This window comes from Proteus sp. TJ1640 (assembly GCF_003144445.1).
Lineage (GTDB): Bacteria > Pseudomonadota > Gammaproteobacteria > Enterobacterales > Enterobacteriaceae > Proteus > Proteus penneri.
Genome location: NZ_PENY01000037.1, coordinates 55,461 through 74,230, shown reverse-complemented (window position 1 = coordinate 74,230; position 18,770 = coordinate 55,461). Strand labels below are relative to the sequence as shown.

The 18,770-nt window shown below is 36.9% G+C and carries 15 protein-coding genes and 4 tRNA genes; 8 read left to right on the top strand and 11 right to left on the bottom strand.

Going from position 1 to position 18,770, the window contains the following annotated elements:
• Positions 1-74 precede the first annotated feature (74 nt).
• The 3 genes from DK861_RS16340 to ttrS all read right to left on the bottom strand — a co-directional run bounded on the left by DK861_RS16340 (position 75) and on the right by ttrS (position 3,467).
• Positions 75-1,016 carry a Kdo(2)-lipid IV(A) acyltransferase gene (locus DK861_RS16340; RefSeq protein WP_072063138.1) on the bottom strand — a complete coding sequence of 314 codons (942 nt, stop codon included), beginning with the start codon at positions 1,014-1,016 and terminating at the stop codon, positions 75-77.
• A gap of 74 nt (positions 1,017-1,090) precedes the next feature.
• Positions 1,091-1,693 (bottom strand): tetrathionate respiration response regulator TtrR, encoded by a 603-nt coding sequence (ttrR, locus tag DK861_RS16335; RefSeq protein ID WP_109400770.1) that lies wholly within the window; start codon positions 1,691-1,693, stop codon positions 1,091-1,093.
• 10 nt (positions 1,694-1,703) lie between these two features.
• Positions 1,704-3,467 (bottom strand): tetrathionate respiration histidine kinase TtrS, encoded by a 1,764-nt coding sequence (gene ttrS, locus DK861_RS16330; RefSeq protein WP_109400769.1) that lies wholly within the window; start codon positions 3,465-3,467, stop codon positions 1,704-1,706.
• A 177-nt stretch (positions 3,468-3,644) separates the two neighbouring features.
• Here ttrS and ttrB point away from each other — a divergent pair, with 177 nt between their 5' ends.
• Genes ttrB through ttrA form a run of 3 tightly spaced genes read left to right on the top strand, consistent with a single transcriptional unit; the run spans position 3,645 to position 8,486 of the window.
• A complete protein-coding gene (gene ttrB, locus DK861_RS16325) occupies positions 3,645-4,388 on the top strand; it encodes a tetrathionate reductase subunit TtrB (RefSeq protein WP_109400768.1) in 744 nt (247 codons plus the stop codon).
• Positions 4,385-5,413, top strand: coding sequence for a tetrathionate reductase subunit TtrC (gene ttrC / locus DK861_RS16320; RefSeq protein ID WP_109400767.1), 1,029 nt, complete (start codon positions 4,385-4,387; stop codon positions 5,411-5,413). The genes ttrB and ttrC overlap by 4 nt, the downstream gene beginning before the upstream one ends.
• Positions 5,406-8,486, top strand: a complete 3,081-nt coding sequence (gene ttrA / locus DK861_RS16315) for a tetrathionate reductase subunit TtrA (protein ID WP_109400766.1) — start codon at positions 5,406-5,408, stop codon at positions 8,484-8,486. Before ttrC ends, ttrA begins: the two co-directional genes overlap by 8 nt.
• Before the next feature lie 271 nt (positions 8,487-8,757).
• Here ttrA and DK861_RS16310 read toward each other — a convergent pair whose 3' ends face one another.
• The 6 genes from DK861_RS16310 to DK861_RS16285 form a co-directional block, all read right to left on the bottom strand.
• Positions 8,758-9,360 carry a LuxR C-terminal-related transcriptional regulator gene (locus tag DK861_RS16310; protein ID WP_006533220.1) on the bottom strand — a complete coding sequence of 201 codons (603 nt, stop codon included), beginning with the start codon at positions 9,358-9,360 and terminating at the stop codon, positions 8,758-8,760.
• Between the two features lie 292 nt (positions 9,361-9,652).
• Positions 9,653-9,907 (bottom strand): biofilm formation regulator BssS, encoded by a 255-nt coding sequence (gene bssS / locus DK861_RS16305; protein ID WP_072063131.1) that lies wholly within the window; start codon positions 9,905-9,907, stop codon positions 9,653-9,655.
• A 212-nt stretch (positions 9,908-10,119) separates the two neighbouring features.
• Positions 10,120-11,172, bottom strand: a complete 1,053-nt coding sequence (gene pyrC, locus DK861_RS16300; RefSeq protein WP_109400765.1) for a dihydroorotase — start codon at positions 11,170-11,172, stop codon at positions 10,120-10,122.
• 199 nt (positions 11,173-11,371) lie between these two features.
• Positions 11,372-11,447 (bottom strand) — tRNA-Asn (locus DK861_RS16295).
• Positions 11,448-11,758: 311 nt separating this feature from the next.
• Positions 11,759-11,834: transfer RNA gene (locus DK861_RS16290), tRNA-Asn, on the bottom strand.
• A gap of 338 nt (positions 11,835-12,172) precedes the next feature.
• Positions 12,173-12,248 (bottom strand) — tRNA-Asn (locus tag DK861_RS16285).
• 296 nt (positions 12,249-12,544) lie between these two features.
• Here DK861_RS16285 and DK861_RS16280 point away from each other — a divergent pair.
• Positions 12,545-13,486: an AraC family transcriptional regulator gene (locus DK861_RS16280; RefSeq protein ID WP_229096607.1), complete on the top strand. Its 942-nt coding sequence runs from the start codon at positions 12,545-12,547 to the stop codon at positions 13,484-13,486.
• A gap of 89 nt (positions 13,487-13,575) precedes the next feature.
• Positions 13,576-14,169, top strand: coding sequence for an NAD(P)H-dependent oxidoreductase (locus DK861_RS16275; protein WP_109400764.1), 594 nt, complete (start codon positions 13,576-13,578; stop codon positions 14,167-14,169).
• 142 nt (positions 14,170-14,311) lie between these two features.
• Here DK861_RS16275 and DK861_RS16270 read toward each other — a convergent pair.
• Positions 14,312-14,387, bottom strand: a tRNA-Asn gene (locus tag DK861_RS16270).
• A gap of 156 nt (positions 14,388-14,543) precedes the next feature.
• Positions 14,544-15,050 carry a YlaC family protein gene (locus DK861_RS16265; protein WP_072063128.1) on the bottom strand — a complete coding sequence of 169 codons (507 nt, stop codon included), beginning with the start codon at positions 15,048-15,050 and terminating at the stop codon, positions 14,544-14,546.
• A 456-nt stretch (positions 15,051-15,506) separates the two neighbouring features.
• Here DK861_RS16265 and cspE point away from each other — a divergent pair, with 456 nt between their 5' ends.
• The 3 genes from cspE to DK861_RS16250 all read left to right on the top strand — a co-directional run bounded on the left by cspE (position 15,507) and on the right by DK861_RS16250 (position 17,121).
• On the top strand, positions 15,507-15,719 hold the full coding sequence (cspE, locus tag DK861_RS16260; protein WP_004243573.1) for a transcription antiterminator/RNA stability regulator CspE: 213 nt from the start codon (positions 15,507-15,509) through the stop codon (positions 15,717-15,719).
• Between the two features lie 107 nt (positions 15,720-15,826).
• Positions 15,827-16,021: a protein DsrB gene (dsrB, locus tag DK861_RS16255; RefSeq protein WP_006533211.1), complete on the top strand. Its 195-nt coding sequence runs from the start codon at positions 15,827-15,829 to the stop codon at positions 16,019-16,021.
• Between the two features lie 401 nt (positions 16,022-16,422).
• Positions 16,423-17,121 carry an MgtC family protein gene (locus tag DK861_RS16250; protein ID WP_109400763.1) on the top strand — a complete coding sequence of 233 codons (699 nt, stop codon included), beginning with the start codon at positions 16,423-16,425 and terminating at the stop codon, positions 17,119-17,121.
• Positions 17,122-18,770 lie beyond the last annotated feature (1,649 nt).

The window sequence follows — 18,770 nt, the reverse complement described above, 5'->3', positions numbered from 1 at the left end:
ATTTTATTATTGTTGTTTCAGCGTGTTGTCATATTAAAAAGTGGCTGCTTTAGAATAAAACAGCCACGTTGTGATTAGTGTACTTTCTTTATTTCGTTATATAAAGAAGCGTCACCTTCTGGGCGAGTTTTAAAGCGACGATGTAACCACATATATTGGTCAGGAGCGCGTAAGATTTCTTGCTCTATTACTTTATTCATGGCATTCGCGGCATTTTCTTCGCTATCAAGTGGGAAATTTGCTACTGCCGGTGAAATAATCAACTCATATCCTTTGGCTTCGGGTAATCGCTTAGGAGTAAATGGAATTAAAGCCGGGTTTCCCGTTTTTGCTAGAATATAGGTGCCTGTTGTTGTCGCTGCTTTATCAACAGCAAATAATGGAACAAAAACACTTTTACGTGGGCCATAGTCATGATCTGGGGCATACCAAAGGATCTCACCTGCTTTAAGGTTGCGGATCATTCCTTTTAGATCTTTTCTATCAAGCATAAATTTATTGGAGCGTAATCGACCCCAAGTTTGTAGCCAATCCATAACTGGATTGTCATTTGGGCGATAAACACCAATACCGGGATTTAACATACCAAAAATACGAGCGCCTAATTCTAAAGTTAGAAAGTGGATCCCAACAACAATAATACCTTGACCTGTTTCTTGTACTTTTTGAATATTCTCTCTGCCACTGACTTTAACCCAGCGTTTTACACGCCAATCAGGCCAAAACCAAGCCATACCTGTTTCAAATAATCCCATACCCACAGATTCGAAGTTTTTATTCACTAAGGCTTCGCGTTCACTCTTAGGCATTTGTGGAAAACAGAGTTCGAGATTACGTTCTGCTATTTGGACTCGTTTTTTTAAAAAAAACTTTGAAAGACGTCCTAAACGCGTGCCTAACCAATAAATAACAGGATAAGGGAGCAGAACCAGAATATAAAGTAATCCGATCCCAAACCAAGTCAGCCAATATTTAGGTTGCAAAAATGATTTTTTAAATGGAGGTGACTTTATCATAAGCCTATCTATTTACTCTTTTTCCAATGAATATTTTATATTGTGACATTTTTTAGTGCAGATAAGAAATTTTGTCATAAATTAGGTGAAACTATTTCGATACCTTGTAGCGCTGTAACTAGCTCAGCGATATTTTTAGCTGCCATTTTATCCATCACTTTTGCACGATGTACTTCGACTGTTCTGATGGAAACACAAGCCACTTCTGCAATTTCACGATTCATTAATCCTTGAATGACATAATAGGCAATGTCTTTTTCTCTTGGCGTTAATGAAGCATAACGGCGACGAATATCATGTGCGGTAAAACGGGTATTTGTTTCAATAAATGCGGCATCTAAGGCAGATAACAGTGCATTGCTATCAACGGGTTTTTGTAAAAAATCAATAGCGCCTTTTTTGATCTCCTCAACGGCCATAGGAATATCACCATGTCCGGTTAAAAAAATGACAGAAAGTGTACTGTGTTTATCAATTAAATGCTGGTGGACTTGTCTACCGTCAGGTTTTGGCATCCTCATATCTAATAATACAACGCCTTGTTGATAAAGATTGACGTTGTTAATAAAAAACTCGCTATCATTCCAGACATGGGCAGAGTAACCTAAACTTTCTAATAAAAACTGACACGCATCAGTGACAGCAAGATCATCATCAACAAGATGAATAGTTGGCATTTTTTCTCCATTATTTATTTTTGTTAGGGAAAATAAGGGTGATTTTTAATCCAATTTTATTTTGCTCATTATTTTGATTTTCAATATGAATATCAGCGCCTTGAGAAAGTAATAAACGTTGACAAATGACTAAACCTAGTCCAAGACCTTCCATTTTTGTTGTTTGGAATGGGGCAAAGGGCTGTTCAAGTTGGCTGTAGGTCATTCCACCAGCATCATCTTCAATAACGATAAGCAGCCGATCAGGCGCCTTATGGGTGCTAATTTTTAGTACTTTAGTGCCAGCTTGGAGACTATTAGTGATTAAATTCGATAAAATTTGCTCTAATAATGTTTCAGGTAAATACAAGGTATCATGTTCATCAATATGGGTGACCAGTGAAACCTGTGGGTATTTCTCTTCTACGCGTAAAAGCTTCCAGATATGTTGGATACATCCCGCAATATTTTGATGAGAAAGCGAAATTGTATCGGTATTAGGTGTTTGTTTTCCAACCCATAAACGTAGATTTCTAATGATATCAGCACCGCGTTGTGCTTGTTTATCTATTTGTTGCAATGCAGGTAGCAATGGGTGCGATTCATTCTCTTTTTTAAGGCGAATAACGCTTCCTTGTGCATAGCTTTTTATAGCAGAAAGTGGCTGATTAAGCTCATGAGCAAACCCTGAAGCCATTTCTCCCAATATGTTTAAGCGTTGAGCGTGTTCTAACTCTTCTTTTTGCTGTCTTAATCGATTGTGTGCATGTTCCAATTGGCGACTACGACGTCTCACTAAATAACTGACCCAGACTTGATTTAGTATGAGAAAAAGGATAGCGGCTAATGAAAGACCAATAATAAATCGGTGTTGAATCGCCCAACTTTGTGCATCTTGCCAGAGTTGTCTTTGTCGAGGGTGCTGATTTACTTCTCTTAATAGTGTCTCAACTTGGGTATGTGATGCAGGAGCCCCCCATTTCATCGGTTTACTATCCTCCGTGAGTAAAATTCGTGTGACTTTATCAACTAACTCATCAGGAACGGTATCTAGTGCAGCAAATGACCAATTAGGGTAGAGCGGTGTACTAGTTAAACAAGGTGTGTTGGTTTGGTAGGTGATCACTGGCCGATAATCACTTTTTTTTATTAATCCCTCACTATCCATATTTTCCAACAAACAGACGGGGATAATTGCGGCATTAATATCTTCATCTCGTAAAAGGTAAAGCAAAGCATCAGCAGGGAAACCGGTGAAGCGTAATGTGAAATCTTTATCAGGATCAATCCCTTGCTCTTGTAGCGCTTTATAACCTAAAAGGTATCCACCAAACGCATCTGGTGCAATGGCTCCGACACGTTTTCCTATTAGCTCGTTAACAGAAGTAATTGGACTATCGTTACGGACTAAAATTAGGCTACCAATGACATTTCTTGTTGTGTTATCAGGCTCATAGCCGGAGTGTAATGAGAGCAGCCAACGTAACGGAAATGCATTATCTAATTGAATAAATTGCGCAGGATTTGTTAGTAAGAAATCAACGTTTTTTTTCGCTACCGCTAATTTCATTTCTTCAAGATTTAAAGGAACTAATACAAAGTTTTCTGTTGGGAGATGTTTATTCAATGTATCAACAAGTGGGTGCCAATGCCTTTGAGTTGATGCATCTCCTCGTAGTGCTAAAACGCCGATCGTCCACTCTTTTGCTGTGGCTTGTAAAGGAAGGATAAAAAAGAGCAGTAATAACCCGATGGTAACTGCATGTTTTTTCCCAATTGTCTGTTTTATCGTCATAAATATCTAATGTTAAATATTGTTTTGGATCAAGTTCGCACAGGGTATGTGGTAAACCACAATAGGTGCCGTCTTCAGTAATTTTTACAATGCTCTTATAACAAAACACATACTTTTTACTTTCTATTTCCTTCACTCATTGTGAGCTTGTGTTATTGAGTGATACTGGAGACAAATATGGATCTTGGAAAACGAAAATTTTTACAACAATTAGGGGTCCTTACTGCGGGTGCTTCAATAGTTCCTTTAGCTGAAGCCGGCATTAAATTATCGCCTGAGCGTCGTGAAGGCTCGGAAGATAAACGTTACGGAATGCTGATTGATTTACGCCGTTGTGTAGGATGCCAGTCCTGTACAGTAAGCTGTAATATTGAAAATCAGACTCCTCAAGGACAATTTAGGACGACAGTAAACCAATATCAGGTTGCTATCAAGGGGCAAGAAGGGATCACGAATGTCTTACTGCCTAGATTGTGTAACCATTGTGATGAACCGCCTTGTGTACCAGTTTGCCCTGTTCAAGCCACTTTCCAACGTAAAGACGGCATTGTCGTCGTTGATAATGAACGTTGTGTTGGTTGTGCTTATTGTGTTCAAGCATGTCCTTATGACGCACGTTTTATTAATCACTCAACACAAACAGCAGATAAATGCACGTTCTGTGCGCATCGCCTCGAAGTTGGATTGCTGCCTGCGTGTGTTGAATCTTGTGTCGGCGGTGCTCGTATTATCGGCGATATGAAAGATCCTAATAGCACTATCAGCAAAATGCTGCGTGCACATGAAAAAGAGCTGAAAGTATTAAAACCAGAAAGTGGCACATTGCCACAAGTTTTCTATCTCGGCCTCGATGATGCATTTGTACAACCGTTAGAAGGTCAAGGACAACCCGCATTATGGCAGCAGGAGGTTCACTCATGATCCCGCAAGTTTCTCAAATTCAAGAAGTCATTGCGATCCCGCAAGAATATTTTTGGTTGCCTTGGGCTGTGCAGTATTTCTTTTTTATTGGTATTGCTTGCTGTGCAACACTTTACGCCTGTTGGCAGTGTTGGAAAGGCAGTGCAGGTAATCAACGTTTAGAAGCTGTTGCGGTATTTATTGCAGTAACAGCGGGTATTACAGCACCTCTGGCTTTAACAGCAGATTTACACCAAACAGCACGTGTGTGGCATTTCTATGCATATCCAACACCATGGTCGTGGATGGCATGGGGCTCACTGTTATTACCATTATTTTCAGCATTTAGCATACTTTATTTTGCTGCAATGGTCGTTCGCTTAGTATGGAAACGTGAATATAAATTAACTCGTTGGGTGGCATTAGCTTGCTCATTAACTGCGATTGGTTTGTTGTTATATACAGGTCGTGAAGCATCTATCTTAAAAGCAAGACCTGTGTTGTATACCTATTGGTTACCAATCCTACTGTTCTTTAGTGCAATGCAAGTACTACCAACACTACTAGCATTAGGAACACGCCGTGAACCTGTATACCAGCGTGAATTAGCGATGTGGTTTGTGAGTTCCCTGATGTTATTAGCAGTATGTACGGCTTTTTGGGTTGCTGGCGATACAATTTCAGGCCTGGCAATTAGAGAACAATTAGCGATGGGAAGTCTTGGCTGGTGGAGTGCCATAGGCGTTATCGCACTATGGGGGATCTCTGTCGTGATGGGACTTTTGATGGCAAAACAAGCACGTTCGGTTGTGTTTATTACCATCATGGCATTTGTATCAATGGGACTTGCGTGGGTATTACGCTGGTTGATGTTGATGGGGGCTCAATACATTCCCAAATATAACATCATTACAAACCCTTATGAGTTTACGCTAGGTAATGATGGACTGATGTCAATTATCGGTACATTTGGATTGTGGATAGCGTTAACCATTTTATTTAGAGAAAGTATTCGTTGGGTTGTCAGGAGAGTGCAGCATGGCTAAGTTTACAAGACGTCAATGGCTTAAAGGTGGGTTAGTTATCGGTGGTATTGCCGCATTTGCTGCCAGTTACCGTGATGTTGCTAAACGTGCCGTAGATGGTTTAGTTGATGGCACATCAGGCAAAGTAACACTTGATAGGATCAACGGGAACTCTTTATTACCTGAAGGTAAAATTGTAAAAGACGCGAAATGGCAAGCGAATACAGAGCAATCTGTTTGTATGACCCAATGTTTTGGGTGCTGGACCCAATGCGGTGTACGTGCCCGTGTTGATAGAGCAAATAATAAAATTTTGCGTATTGCTGGTAATCCTTATCACCCACTTTCTCATGATCACCATTTTGGCTATAACATGCCAATTAAAGAAGCATTGGAAAAAATGGGGGGGGAAAGTGGGCTAGAAAACCGCTCGACGGCTTGTGCTCGTGGTGCAACCATGATGGAAAGCCTTGATAGCCCAACACGTATTCTTGAACCGATGAAACGCGTGGGCAAACGTGGTGAAGGTAAATGGAAGCGTATCAGTTTTGAGCGGTTGATCCAGGAAGTTGTCGAAGGTGGCGATCTCTTTGGTGAGGGTCATGTTGATGGTTTACGTGCTATTCGTGATTTAGATACTTTAATCGATCCAAAGCAGCCGGCTTTAGGCCCTAAAGCGAATCAATTATTGGTGACAAATGCGGGTGATGATGGACGTGATTCGTTTATTCGTCGCTTTGCTCAAAACTCATTTGGTAGTAAAAACTTTGGTGCTCACGGCTCTTATTGTGGATTAGCGTACCGTGCCGGCTCTGGTGCGTTAATGAATGATTTAAATAAAAACGCTCACGTTAAGCCTGATTGGGATTACGTTGAATTTGCTCTGTTTTTAGGAACATCACCGGCACAATCAGGTAATCCATTTAAACGTCAAGGCCGTCAGTTAGCTAACGCTCGAATTCGTGATTCGTTTAATTATGTGGTTGTTGCACCTGCTTTACCTCTAACAACGACATTAGCGAACGATCATGGTCATTGGGTTCCTGTCCAACCGGGAACGGATGCGGCTTTAGTGATGGGAATGATCCGCTGGATCATTGAAAACAAGCGCTACAATGCAGAATATCTGTCAGTACCAAGTGAAGTTTCAATGAAAAATGTGGGTGAGAAGAGCTGGACAAATGCGACTCACCTTGTGGTCAGTGATGAAAAACATCCACTTTCAGGACAAATGCTCACTACGGCACATTTAAATGATGTTGCAGAAGGGGAAGAGCAAAACTTAGTGTTATCGCTAGATGGTGAATTAGTTCCTGCAACACAAGTCGATAAAGCACAATTATTTGCTACGTATAAAGTCACTTTAAAAACAGGCGCAGAAGTGACTGTAAAATCAAGTTTTCAATTACTTGATGAAGCAGCTAAACGTATGACTCTGGCTGAATATAGCGAGCGCTGTAAAGTACCAGAAACGACCATTGTTGCATTAGGTCGCGAATTTACTGCTTATGGACGAAAAGCCGCAGTTATCTCTCATGGCGGTATGATGGGAGGAAATGGTTTTTATACTGCTTGGAGTGTGATTATGCTCAATGCACTAATAGGTAACTTAAACCTTAAAGGTGGGGTATCTGTTGGTGGCGGTAAATTTAATGGCGCAACAGATGGCCCTTGTTACAAAATGGATAGCTTTAAGGGTAAAGTGAAGCCAAAAGGCATGGTGTTATCACGCAGTAAAGTAGCTTATGAGAAATCTGATGAGTACCGTGAGCGAGTAGAAAAAGGGGAATCTCCATATCCAGCAAAAGCACCTTGGTATCCGTTTGCTGCTGGGCAATTAACTGAACAATTGGGTTCTGCGTTAGCGGGTTATCCTTATTCATTAAAAGCATGGATCACGAATATGACCAACCCTGTTTATGGGATTGCTGGTATTCGTCAAGTAATGGAAGAGCGTCTTAAAGATCCGAAGCATCTGCCTTTAATTATCGGTATTGATGCTTTTATGAATGAAACAACTGCGCTGGCAGATTATATCGTGCCTGATACACACAACTTTGAAAGTTGGGGGTTTAGTGCGCCTTGGTCTGGTGTTCAAACTAAAGCAAGTACTGCACGTTGGCCGATTATTGAACCTCGTGTTGCTAAAACAGCGGAAGGCCAACCAATTTCAATGGAAACATTCTGTATTGCCGTTGCAAAAGCCTTAGACTTACCCGGCTTTGGTGATAAAGCTATTGAAGATATGGATGGAAATTTCTATCCAATCAACAGTGCAGAAGATTACTATTTACGTGTTGCGGCTAATATGGCATTTATGGGTGAGAAACCTGTTGTACCAGCAACCAATGAAGATATTTTATTAAGTGGTGTAGATCGCATTTTACCTGCGATAACTTCAACGTTAAAAAATGAAGAAGTTCTTCAAGTTGCGTATATCTATACGCGAGGTGGCCGTTTTGCACCTTATGAAAAAGCATGGAATGGTGATGAAACAGGGCCGCAGTGGAAACAACCATTGCAGATTTGGAATGAAGAAGTGGCGAAAAACCATCATGCAATAACAGGTGAACGTTATAGTGGTTGCCCGACTTATTATCCGCCACGTTTATCGGATGGTAGTGATATTCATCAGCATTATCCTGAAGAGCAGTGGCCATTGAAATTAATGTCCTTTAAATCTCATGTGGTGAGTAGTTCAACGGGTATGATACAACGTTTACGAATGGTGAAACCGAGTAACTTGGTCGCAATTAATCCTCAAGATGGTAAAAAATGGGGGGTTAACCATGGTGATAAGGTTCGTATTGTAACACCTGGTGGGCAAGTTGAAGCTGAGATTAGCTTACTCGATGGTGTAATGCCGGGGGTTTTAGCTATTGAACATGGATATGGGCATCAAGAGTTAGGTTCTCGTCAGCATTATTTAGATGAACAACCATTACCAATGGATAAAGGTATTGGTAGCGGTATTAACCTTAATGATTTAGGTTTTGCTGATCCAACCCGTCAAATCACTAATACATGGTTAGATTGGGTATCGGGTGCATCTGTTCGCCAAGGTTTACCCGCTAAGATTGAGCGCATAGCTTAATTCTCAATCTGGTATTGTGAATAATCACTTCACTCTTTATTAGAAGCAGAGTGAAGTGATTGCAAAACAAATCAGTTTTACTTTATTTTTTATAAGATATAACTATATTAGTTTTGTTGTTTTAATATCATATATATCCTAAATACATAATAGTATAATAATTTTAAGGTGACCAACACGCATATTAGCCACCTCATTACAGTGAGTAATAATAGGAAATGGACTCCTTTTTTCTTTCTTTTGTTTATTTTTTGATTGAAGTTTAATAGGGTTATTTCTCATATATATATTTTAAAATATTATATATAAAAAATAACTCAATTCGATTTTTTACATTAATTTTTTCTGTAATATGTCTTTTGTGTGAATATACTGTGCTACTACTAATGGATAGTTTTTTAGCGATTTGATGATTAGGTATTTCACTCATCCAATAATTAATTATTTTTTGTTCTTGTAAACTAAAAATAGAACATAATGAATGTTTATAAGTAGGAAAGAAAACTTGGCATCGAGAAGTGAACATCGATGCCTTTTCAAGTACCCAAGGAAGTATCTTTTTTGGAAGGATAAAACAGTTATTTGTCAATGAGATAGGTCTTTCTTTATCTGGATAGTTTGCATCTAGATAAAGATAAAGCCGACAGTTCTTTGTTGAAAGAAAAAAAAGCTGCAAATGAGGGCAATATGCTATTTCCCGGCAATATCTTGTGAGATCAATAAATATGATATCTGGCATTGAGTGATTAATATAATTATTGGCTTCCTGTATAGATGGCATATCAATTATTTCATGTCTTACATTTCTCTTCTCAAAATAGTGTTTTATACCATTACGAGTAAAAAAACATTCGTCAATAATTAATACTTTCACAAATAACTTCCTTGTTTGTCGTTGTTTTAATTTATTAAAATAAAGATAACCTTATTTTATGTCAATTCGGCTTATGTGTTCTTTTCTTGAAGATATATCGAATAAAAAGGTTATGATTATTTTTCCATTAAATGGGAGTCGATTTATTAATATAACTAATTATTTTTATACTGTAAGAGTTGGCTTATATAGATATAAACAATATGTGGTAGTGGATTGGTGAGAGATAAAATGAGAACAGGAGTACCAAGTACCCCTGCTTTGCGTTCGCTATCTTTTCTAGATCTTTTTATTAATGCTTGGTGTTGACTGAAACAGAATCTTCAGATGATTCAATTTTATCAATACCTGCTTGAAGAATATGAATCAACTGCTTAGCTATGTCTGTTGTGAGCCAAAGTGTCTTATCTACAACTGCATTTTCTGGATGATGTTCGTTTTCAGGAAGATAATGTAAACGCAACATCATGGCATCGTAGATGTCAACGGTACTGATGTCCCAGCCTACAACAGGGTGTGTCTGAATAACTTCATTTTTTCTACTCATAATACCTCCTAATCATACAACCGGTTTTGACTAAGAGAGAAGCTCCCACGCAATGTGGTTACTTTTCAGTATACGAGATTTATCATGATTAAAAAGATAAATTTTTGTTGTAACAAAAAAATGTGTGCTGGCTCTGATAAAAGAGCAATGCACCATTAACAGTCTAACAAATGTTATATGGTGCATTTTAGAAAAATATCAAGGGGGTGAGATTAATCGACAGTAATATCCCAGTGAATATTTTCATTCGCTAAGAATGGGATAAGTGCTTCATCACCACAAAGGATTTGTGCTGGAGCCTCAACAGTTTTTTCAGTTAATGTGATGGTCCCTTCATTAACAGGTAAACCATAGAAACGAGGGCCATTTAGAGAACAGAAAGCTTCAAAATGTTGTAATGCATTGAGTTCTTTAAATACGGTTGCGTAAGCTGCCAGCGCGGTTGGTGCATTAAATACCCCAGCACAACCACAAGATGATTCTTTGCGATGTTGTAAGTGAGGTGCAGAATCTGTACCTAAGAAGAAGCGAGAATTTCCTGACGCAACAGCTTCTCTTAGTGCTTCTTGGTGAACGTTGCGTTTAAGAATAGGTAAGCAATATAGGTGAGGTTTAACACCACCTACCAACATATGATTGCGGTTAAACATCAAGTGTTGCGGGGTAATAGTGGCACCGAGAAACTCATTTCCTTCTAAGACATACTGAGCAGCTTCTTTAGTTGTAATGTGTTCAAAAACAATTTTTAGCTCAGGAAATTGCTTGCGTACAGGAGACATAACGCTATCAATGAAACGTGCTTCTCTATCAAAAATGTCAATACTTGAAGCGGTTACTTCGCCGTGGATCAGCAATGGCATGCCGATTTTTTCCATCACACTTAAGATAGGATAAATCTTTGTGATATCAGATACACCATGACTTGAGTTAGTTGTTGCATTTGCAGGATAAAGTTTACAAGCAGTAAAAACACCTTGTAAGAAACCTTGTTCGACTTCTGAAGGTAGTGTGCTATCTGTTAAATAGCAAGTCATTAACGGTTCGAAGTTATCTCCGGCAGGAATAGCCGCTTTGATGCGATCACGGTAAGTGCGAGCAGCTTCAATCGTTGTAACTGGTGGAACAAGGTTTGGCATGACTATAGCTCTGCCAAAATAGCGACTGGTATAAGGAACAACAGTTTTTAGCATGTCATCATCACGAAAGTGAACATGCCAATCATCTGGACGGTGAATAGTGAGGGTGATAGGTTGTGCAGTGGTCATATACCGGCTCCGTGTGTCTTAGGAAAATCGAAAGATCAAGGATTGGATTGGACTAGGTAGTCAAGCCGGAAATGAATGCTAATACGAAAACGATTAAATAGCTACCATTTAATCGCATTTTTTATTATATTTTTTGGGAAGTGTGTAAGGTAAAACAGAGAATAAAATCAAAAGGTTACGAGGGTGACACAAAGAGAAATGGCTCCTCCAACTGGACTCGAACCAGTGACATACGGATTAACAGTCCGCCGTTCTACCGACTGAACTATGGAGGAACATCATTAAGTGGCGTGTATCATATAGCGGGTGATTTGATATGTCAAAGGACAATCGACGATATTTGTTTAAGTGCATAGATAAACAACATATTGTTCGTTTCTAAAACAGATAATCTAATTATGAGATAATAAACATTTTTTAATTGGATGTTTTTTCCACGCTGAATACTGAAAATAAAGAAATAACGTACTTAAGTCAACGCGGAAATCTAAAAAATAAATGAGATAGAAAAAGAAGAAAGGTAATGATAATAGAAAAGATTAAAAGCAAAAAGCCCGCACTGAGATAGTGCGGGCTTTTCTAAATTTGGCTCCTCCAACTGGACTTGAACCAGTGACATACGGATTAACAGTCCGCCGTTCTACCGACTGAACTATGGAGGAAGCGAGTTCTCGTAAGAACGAGATGGATAATAGCGAGGGAGATGAACATTGTAAAGTAAAAAAAGTGAAATAACAGTTTAAGTGGTTAAAAAATAACTAATTTATGGTTTTTAAATCAAATAAGGAGGTTTTGAGTTTAAAAAATAGTCGGTGGAAGAGTGTTGATTGAAATGACCTTATAAAAAGGCATTCTTTTATTAATGATTTTGAGTTAACACGAAATTGAAGATGGACATATAAAAATACAAAAGAAATAAATAAGAAAATAGAGGAATAAAAATAGTCAATGAGTAGAAAGCAAAAAGCCCGCACTGTGATAGCGCGGGCTTTTCTAAATTTGGCTCCTCCAACTGGACTTGAACCAGTGACATACGGATTAACAGTCCGCCGTTCTACCGACTGAACTATGGAGGAAGCGAGTTCTCGTGAGAACGAGGCGAATAATAGCTATCCTTTACCACCTTGTAAAGTAAAAAAATGAAAAAAAATACCGTTTGCTCAAGACTGCATCAAGTTGTTTCTTTTTTGATAAAAATGTATAAAAAATAGATGGTTATCAATAGAAATAATATTCGAAATTTCATTTCTAGTCGCTGAAATGTGTCTTACATTGGAAAGAAAAGATAAAGCGTTTTTTTAAAAGAAAGTTTTTCATACTGTTTAGTTATACAATCTGACGAATTAAAAGACTAATTGAAGATCCCGAGACGATGGATACTACGAATTTATCAGTACCGATGGTATTAGAGTTTGAGCAATTTAAAAAAACACTTCTTCTATATACAAAAGATAAAGAAGGAGGATGGGATACCTCTGTTTCTGGTTTAGCGTTATGTCGGTATACTTCTATTACAGAGTCTGAAGGCTGGATGTATGAACCCAGTTTGGCTATTGCTGCACAAGGTGCAAAGCAAATAACGATAGGGCTAGAGACAAACTGTTATCGTCCTATGAATATGCTTTTAACATCATCAGATATACCTACTTTTGCTAAAGTCTGTGAAGCGTCAAAAGAAACGCCTTTTTTAGCAATGTTGCTAAAACTAGACCTCGCTCTATTACCTGAACTGCTAGCCGAAAATAAGTTTGAATTACTACAAGAAAATAACGAGATCAGCGCTCAACAAATTGTTCAAGCAACCGCGCCAATTTTACAAGCAGTAACAAGACTTATAAAACTAATAGATACACCAGAAGATGCACTTTTTATTGCTCCTTTGATCCAAAAAGAGATCCTTTATTACTTATTAAGATCGAATGATGGTGCGCGTCAGCAACTATTAGCATCACAACATCCTCAGTGTCGGCAAATTAGTGATGCGCTTGATTGGATTAAACAACATTATCACGAAACAATTCGGATTGAAGATCTTACAACGTTAGTGGGTATGAGCACCTCATCATTTCATTTTCACTTTAAAAAACGAACTGGCATGACGCCGTTGCAATATCAAAAGTGGTTACGGCTGAATGAAGCAAGAAGGATCATGCTGATTGAAATGAGTGATGTTTCTAAAGCAGCATTTATCGTCGGTTATGAAAGCCCATCACAATTTAGCCGTGAATATCATCGATTATTTGGTTTATCGCCCTTAAAAGATATTCAACGATTAAAAGAATCAGAAACTGAAACGGTATCTTTGGATTATTAGGCAAGAATAATGGAGAAATGAGTTAAAGCAGTGATGAGTAATTGCGTTATAGTTTGCTTATTAAATATGTGTATACAAGGAGTTTAGAAGTGACTAACGTTTTTATTATTAATGCTGCAAAAGAGTTTGATGGTTCTGAAGGGAAACTCAACGATCATTTAACGCAAGTCGCCACAGATTTGTTGTCTTCGCATCAGATAAATGTGCAATCAACACGCATTGATGATGGTTATGATAATAACGAAGAAGTTGATAAATACTTATGGGCCGATGTCATTATTTATCAAATGCCAGCATGGTGGATGGAAGGCCCTTGGATCTTAAAAAAATATATTGATGATGTATTTAGTGCTGGGTACGGCAAAATGTATATTGATGATGGTCGTACACGAAAAGATCCTTCGAAAAAATATGGTTCGGGTGGATTATTACAAGGCAAAAAGTATCTTCTTTCTGTAACTTGGAATGCGCCTTTTGAATCTTTTGAAGAACAAGAACAGTTTTTTGAAGGAAAAGGGATTGATGCTGTCTATTTTCCATTCCATAAAGCGAATCAATTTTTAGGTATGGAAGGATTAAAAACCTTCGGAATGTTTGATGTGGTGAAACAACCGCAAATTGAGCAAGATGTTGAAGCGTATAAAAAATACCTAAAACACGAAATTGTTGGAATAGCAGGTTAGGTCTTTATCGTACTAGATATAAATTAGCTATTTATTAATTAAGCAAGATAACGATACTGATTGGATTTAGGTAGCTGATTTAGATGATAAGAATGTAGAAAGTAAAAAGCCCGCGCTATTGCAGCGCGGGCTTTTCTAAATTTGGCTCCTCCAACTGGACTCGAACCAGTGACATACGGATTAACAGTCCGCCGTTCTACCGACTGAACTATGGAGGAAGCGAGTTCTCGTGAGAACGAGGCGCATAATAACGATGATATATCAGAGTGTCAACGTTAAAAGTGGATTAAATATCTGTTTGGTGGGTTTATCGACAAAGTGGCTAAATAATAGAAGTTATTCTCCGTGTTTTTATCTGTAACACGGAGAATCAATTAGGCTTGATGAGATAATTGTGATGCTGAAATTGATTGTTGAACGGGATCAAATGCCATCAAGTACACATCGTAAAAATGAATTTCTTGTTTTTTACTAATAATCTCACGAATGTCTTCTTTTATTTGTTGAGATATCGCAGGGTGCTGGTGGATCTCATTTATGGCTTCATCAGAGAGTTTTTCAAAGGTATACCATTCACCGTTATAGCAGACTCTCAAATCGAGAACGCCAATGTCTTCAAATTTATAGATAGGTTTTATATCAAATAATAAGATACCAGCCATCGCTAAGAACATCATAGTAAAGAGAACCAGCGAGATAACACCAAAGTAAGGTGAATAAATTAATAACGCCGCGAGTAATACATAAGAGAGAACCATGCTGATACATAGCCAGATATGGTTTTTTAAAAACTGACTATTAAAATGTGGTTTCCCGTCTCTTTTTTCTGCTTTATTGATCCGGTCTAAATCACGCTCTAAGATTTCTTTTAATACATTCATTGTAAACACCTTAAGAGATGAATGTTGCAAACTTGTTTCTTGTTACTAGATTATCACGTGGGCAAGATAAGCAGGTAGAACAGTTTTTTTTAAATTCTGGCATTAACTGTTATGGTTAGATTATTAAGAATATTCTTATTCGTTGTTAATAATAGAGATAAAATATCAAATAAATTTTATGCACAGTGATAAAAATCGAGGAAGAATTGTATTTTTAATGTGCAATTTGCATTTTTTTAATCTTTAGGCGCATAAAACTATTGCTATTAAACTTGTCTCATGCGTTAATGAGTAAGGCCTCAATACAGACCTGATTTATGATTGACATTCTAAGTTAATGAGTTTTAAACAGCATCGCTTTTTGACCGTTTTCTTCATGTGTGCCCATAAGTTATAGGTAGTTCAGGCCAGTAGATGCCGAGAAGGCAACGTTTTATTGATATATAGGAAAGTCACATGTCTGACAAAATGAAAGGTCAAGTTAAGTGGTTCAACGAGTCTAAAGGCTTTGGTTTTATTACTCCAGCAGACGGAAGCAAAGACGTATTCGTTCACTTTTCTGCCATTCAAGGTAACGGTTTCAAAACTCTGGCTGAAGGTCAGAACGTAGAATTCACAATTGAAAACGGTGCAAAAGGTCCTGCAGCTGCTAACGTAACAGCTCTGTAATTAAAGCCTTTTAAAAATTTTCTTCAAGCCTGTCACCTTATGGTGGCAGGCTTTTTCTTTATGGGTAAAATAAAAAAAGAGAATGATAATATTTATCAGGAGAGAAAATGCAGGTTAATGATAATGTTGTTGTAAAAACAGATGGTATTGACGATCGTGAAGGAACTATCCTACTTATCGAAGAATTTAATGAAGGTATAATGTATTTGGTATCACTCCCTGAATATCCAAAAGGAATTTGGTTTTTTAATGAAAAAGAGGGCGGTGAAGGAATATTTGTGAGACCAATACAGCAAAAGTGACTGACGTTTAGGTTTGGTTCATTTACATTTTTAAATCAGCTACTTATACTTTTGCTAAATTATAGTTAGGAGAAAACACCTTGGATACACAAAGTTGTAGGTTAATGATAAACCCATTAATCGAGAATAATTTTATTCAAAATAATAGGTAAGCTGTTTTCTTCACTAAAACTGCTTACCATTTTGGTGGGCAGTGCGTTGTAATATTCCTTTCTTATATTTCAATTATGCACTTACCCAAATAATTTCCCTTATGCAGCTAAAACAAGAAGGGTAATTTCATGTGCTATATTTTTTTCTCTTTATTTCCTCCTCCTAAGGCGATGAATTGATTTCAACACTCTGAATTGTCAGAGCAAAATTTTCATATCGATTTTAATCATCATGTAGAGGAAATAAACATGACGATGACGCCTTATATTTTAAATCTCGTGATTGCAATGTGCCTTGGTGCTTTGATTGGTGCTGAACGTCAATGGCGACAAAGAATGGCAGGTTTAAGAACAAATGCTTTAGTGGCAACGGGGGCTGCTGTTTTTATTTTAAGCTCAATAGAAACTTCGTCAGATAGCCCTGGTCGGATCGCAGCTCAAGTTGTTTCAGGTATTGGATTTCTTGGTGCTGGTGTGATCATGCGCGAAGGAATGAATATACGTGGGCTTAATACAGCAGCAACGCTTTGGTGTTCTGCGGGAATTGGTGTGTTGAGTGGATTAGGTTTATATCAATTGGCGACCATAGCAGCACTTCTTATTCTTTGTGCGAATATTTTATTGCGAGAAGCTGCTCAGCGGATAAATGCTCAACCACAACATCAAGCAATAGATATTGAGCAACGCTACTCAATACGAATTATTTGTCATGAAGAAGATGAAGTTTTAGTTAGAACTCTGATTTTACAGGCAATAAATGGATTACATGTTCGATTACAGTCTTTAAGTAGTGCTGATACATTGATGCCTAGTCAATTGGAAGTTTGTGCCGAATTACTTGCAACCCCCATCGAGCAAAAAGAGATAGAAGCGATTGTTTGCAGAGTAAGTTTAGAAAAGAGTGTCAGTGCAATTAATTGGAAGATAGCAGCAGAGCATCCTATTTAACGGATCTTTTTTAAGACAAGATTATTCTAATCAAGGCTCTCTATATTCAGTATAGGGCGCTTTTTTGTCATGTAGATACTAGTTAGAGATCAACTTACAAAGTTATTTCAAAAAGGAATATGAATATTAATACAAGTTATAAAGAATATAATTTTGTAATTTGTAAGTAATAGAACTGTCATATTTCAAGTTGTTGTATAGTCGATTATGTTTATTCGTACAGACATATTCTTTTGTATGTTCATAGTAAACCATTCACTTTTTCCTACCTAAATCCAAATCACTTAGAGTATTTACATAATATTTAATTCTAAAACTAATTTCTCTAATGAGAAGAATAAGGCTTTAGTTATAAATTACGTATTATTACTAACATATAGAAATAAAGTATTTTAATTGTGTAATTATTATTTGCGTAACTATTACTTTATGGAATAAAAAATAGAAAAATATATTCAAAAAAAGCTAATTAAAATACGTGATAGAGAGGATATGTTCATTTTCGTTTTAATAAAAACAAACATTTTTGTCTAAATTGATTAATGTACAATTATTTGTATTGTGGCTAACCCGTATATAATGAGTTATGAACGCAAAATATTTAACTACCTTCGTGGGGTGTTTGGTATCATTTCTCATTTTTATTAATCGTTTCTTTTGGTCTGATTTGATTTATCTCTGTTTATTTTGTTTTTAATAAATAGAAAAAACTAAAATCAAGTAAGAGATTGCTACCCATGGTTTACTTATTAAATGAGGTACTTAGGAGTATTATGGGACAAAAAGTCGTTATTAAGGGGCTTAGAGCAGTATTTCATTTGGGATAAAAATTGATGTTTTCCATTGATTATATTAGATTTTTTTAATACCTAAATTATACTCTCAAATTATTTCAATGTATTTGGCTAAAAATATATCAACATTTACTGCCATATTTAATTTAAGCGTGATTTTTTGAGTAATGTTTTTAATTTAATTTAATTAGACTCTCAAAATATGAAGAAAAATTTAGGAAAACGGTGGGCTTATACTGCTACAGTAAAGCTGATGAATTGCTGTGGTATGTTGTCTGTAATCACTAATCATTGGTGAATGAAAATCTTTTGAAGAATTGTGGTTTTTTTTGTAAAGACCATGTGGAAAAATTGATACCAATAAGTAATCTTATAATAATAGTAGAAAAATTACACCACTCTTTCTGTTCAGTAAAATAATCATTTCAAAATTATATTGTTTATAACTTTGTCAAGGATGTAAATCTTACTTATTACAGAAAGAGAATTATCTTATTATGAAATAGATGTGTCGTTAGTATTTTTCTTGAAAATATATATAAAGGATAATTGTGGTACTGACCTTTTTTGATTCACCAAAAAAGATAAAACCAAGTATAAGAGGAACACTAATTTAAAACATTGCTGGTATAAAAGTGTGAACAAAAATTTCATGTTCGCTTACTAAAAAACAATGTAACTCGTTTCAATAGAACTGGAAGCAATACACAAACTATTTGCATTCACCTCATGAATGATCTCGATTATTACTATAAAAAAATACGGTTACAATATTTTTCAATACCTTCTTTTTCCAAAAAATTAGAACACTTTGGGGTTATAGAATACTAAGTGCTGTTATTGGTTTTAAGACTA

What these genes read in the sequence shown, in the direction of transcription:
- cspE (WP_004243573.1), top strand. Translation starts at nt 15,507, where the DNA reads ATGTCTGACAAAATGAAAGGTCAAGTTAAGTGGTTCAACGAGTCTAAA.
- DK861_RS16265 (WP_072063128.1), bottom strand. Translation starts at nt 15,050, where the DNA reads ATGAATGTATTAAAAGAAATCTTAGAGCGTGATTTAGACCGGATCAAT.
- DK861_RS16340 (WP_072063138.1), bottom strand. Translation starts at nt 1,016, where the DNA reads ATGATAAAGTCACCTCCATTTAAAAAATCATTTTTGCAACCTAAATAT.
- DK861_RS16250 (WP_109400763.1), top strand. Translation starts at nt 16,423, where the DNA reads ATGACGATGACGCCTTATATTTTAAATCTCGTGATTGCAATGTGCCTT.
- ttrR (WP_109400770.1), bottom strand. Translation starts at nt 1,693, where the DNA reads ATGCCAACTATTCATCTTGTTGATGATGATCTTGCTGTCACTGATGCG.
- DK861_RS16280 (WP_229096607.1), top strand. Translation starts at nt 12,545, where the DNA reads ATGGATACTACGAATTTATCAGTACCGATGGTATTAGAGTTTGAGCAA.
- pyrC (WP_109400765.1), bottom strand. Translation starts at nt 11,172, where the DNA reads ATGACCACTGCACAACCTATCACCCTCACTATTCACCGTCCAGATGAT.
- dsrB (WP_006533211.1), top strand. Translation starts at nt 15,827, where the DNA reads ATGCAGGTTAATGATAATGTTGTTGTAAAAACAGATGGTATTGACGAT.
- bssS (WP_072063131.1), bottom strand. Translation starts at nt 9,907, where the DNA reads ATGAGTAGAAAAAATGAAGTTATTCAGACACACCCTGTTGTAGGCTGG.
- ttrA (WP_109400766.1), top strand. Translation starts at nt 5,406, where the DNA reads ATGGCTAAGTTTACAAGACGTCAATGGCTTAAAGGTGGGTTAGTTATC.
- ttrC (WP_109400767.1), top strand. Translation starts at nt 4,385, where the DNA reads ATGATCCCGCAAGTTTCTCAAATTCAAGAAGTCATTGCGATCCCGCAA.
- ttrB (WP_109400768.1), top strand. Translation starts at nt 3,645, where the DNA reads ATGGATCTTGGAAAACGAAAATTTTTACAACAATTAGGGGTCCTTACT.
- ttrS (WP_109400769.1), bottom strand. Translation starts at nt 3,467, where the DNA reads ATGACGATAAAACAGACAATTGGGAAAAAACATGCAGTTACCATCGGG.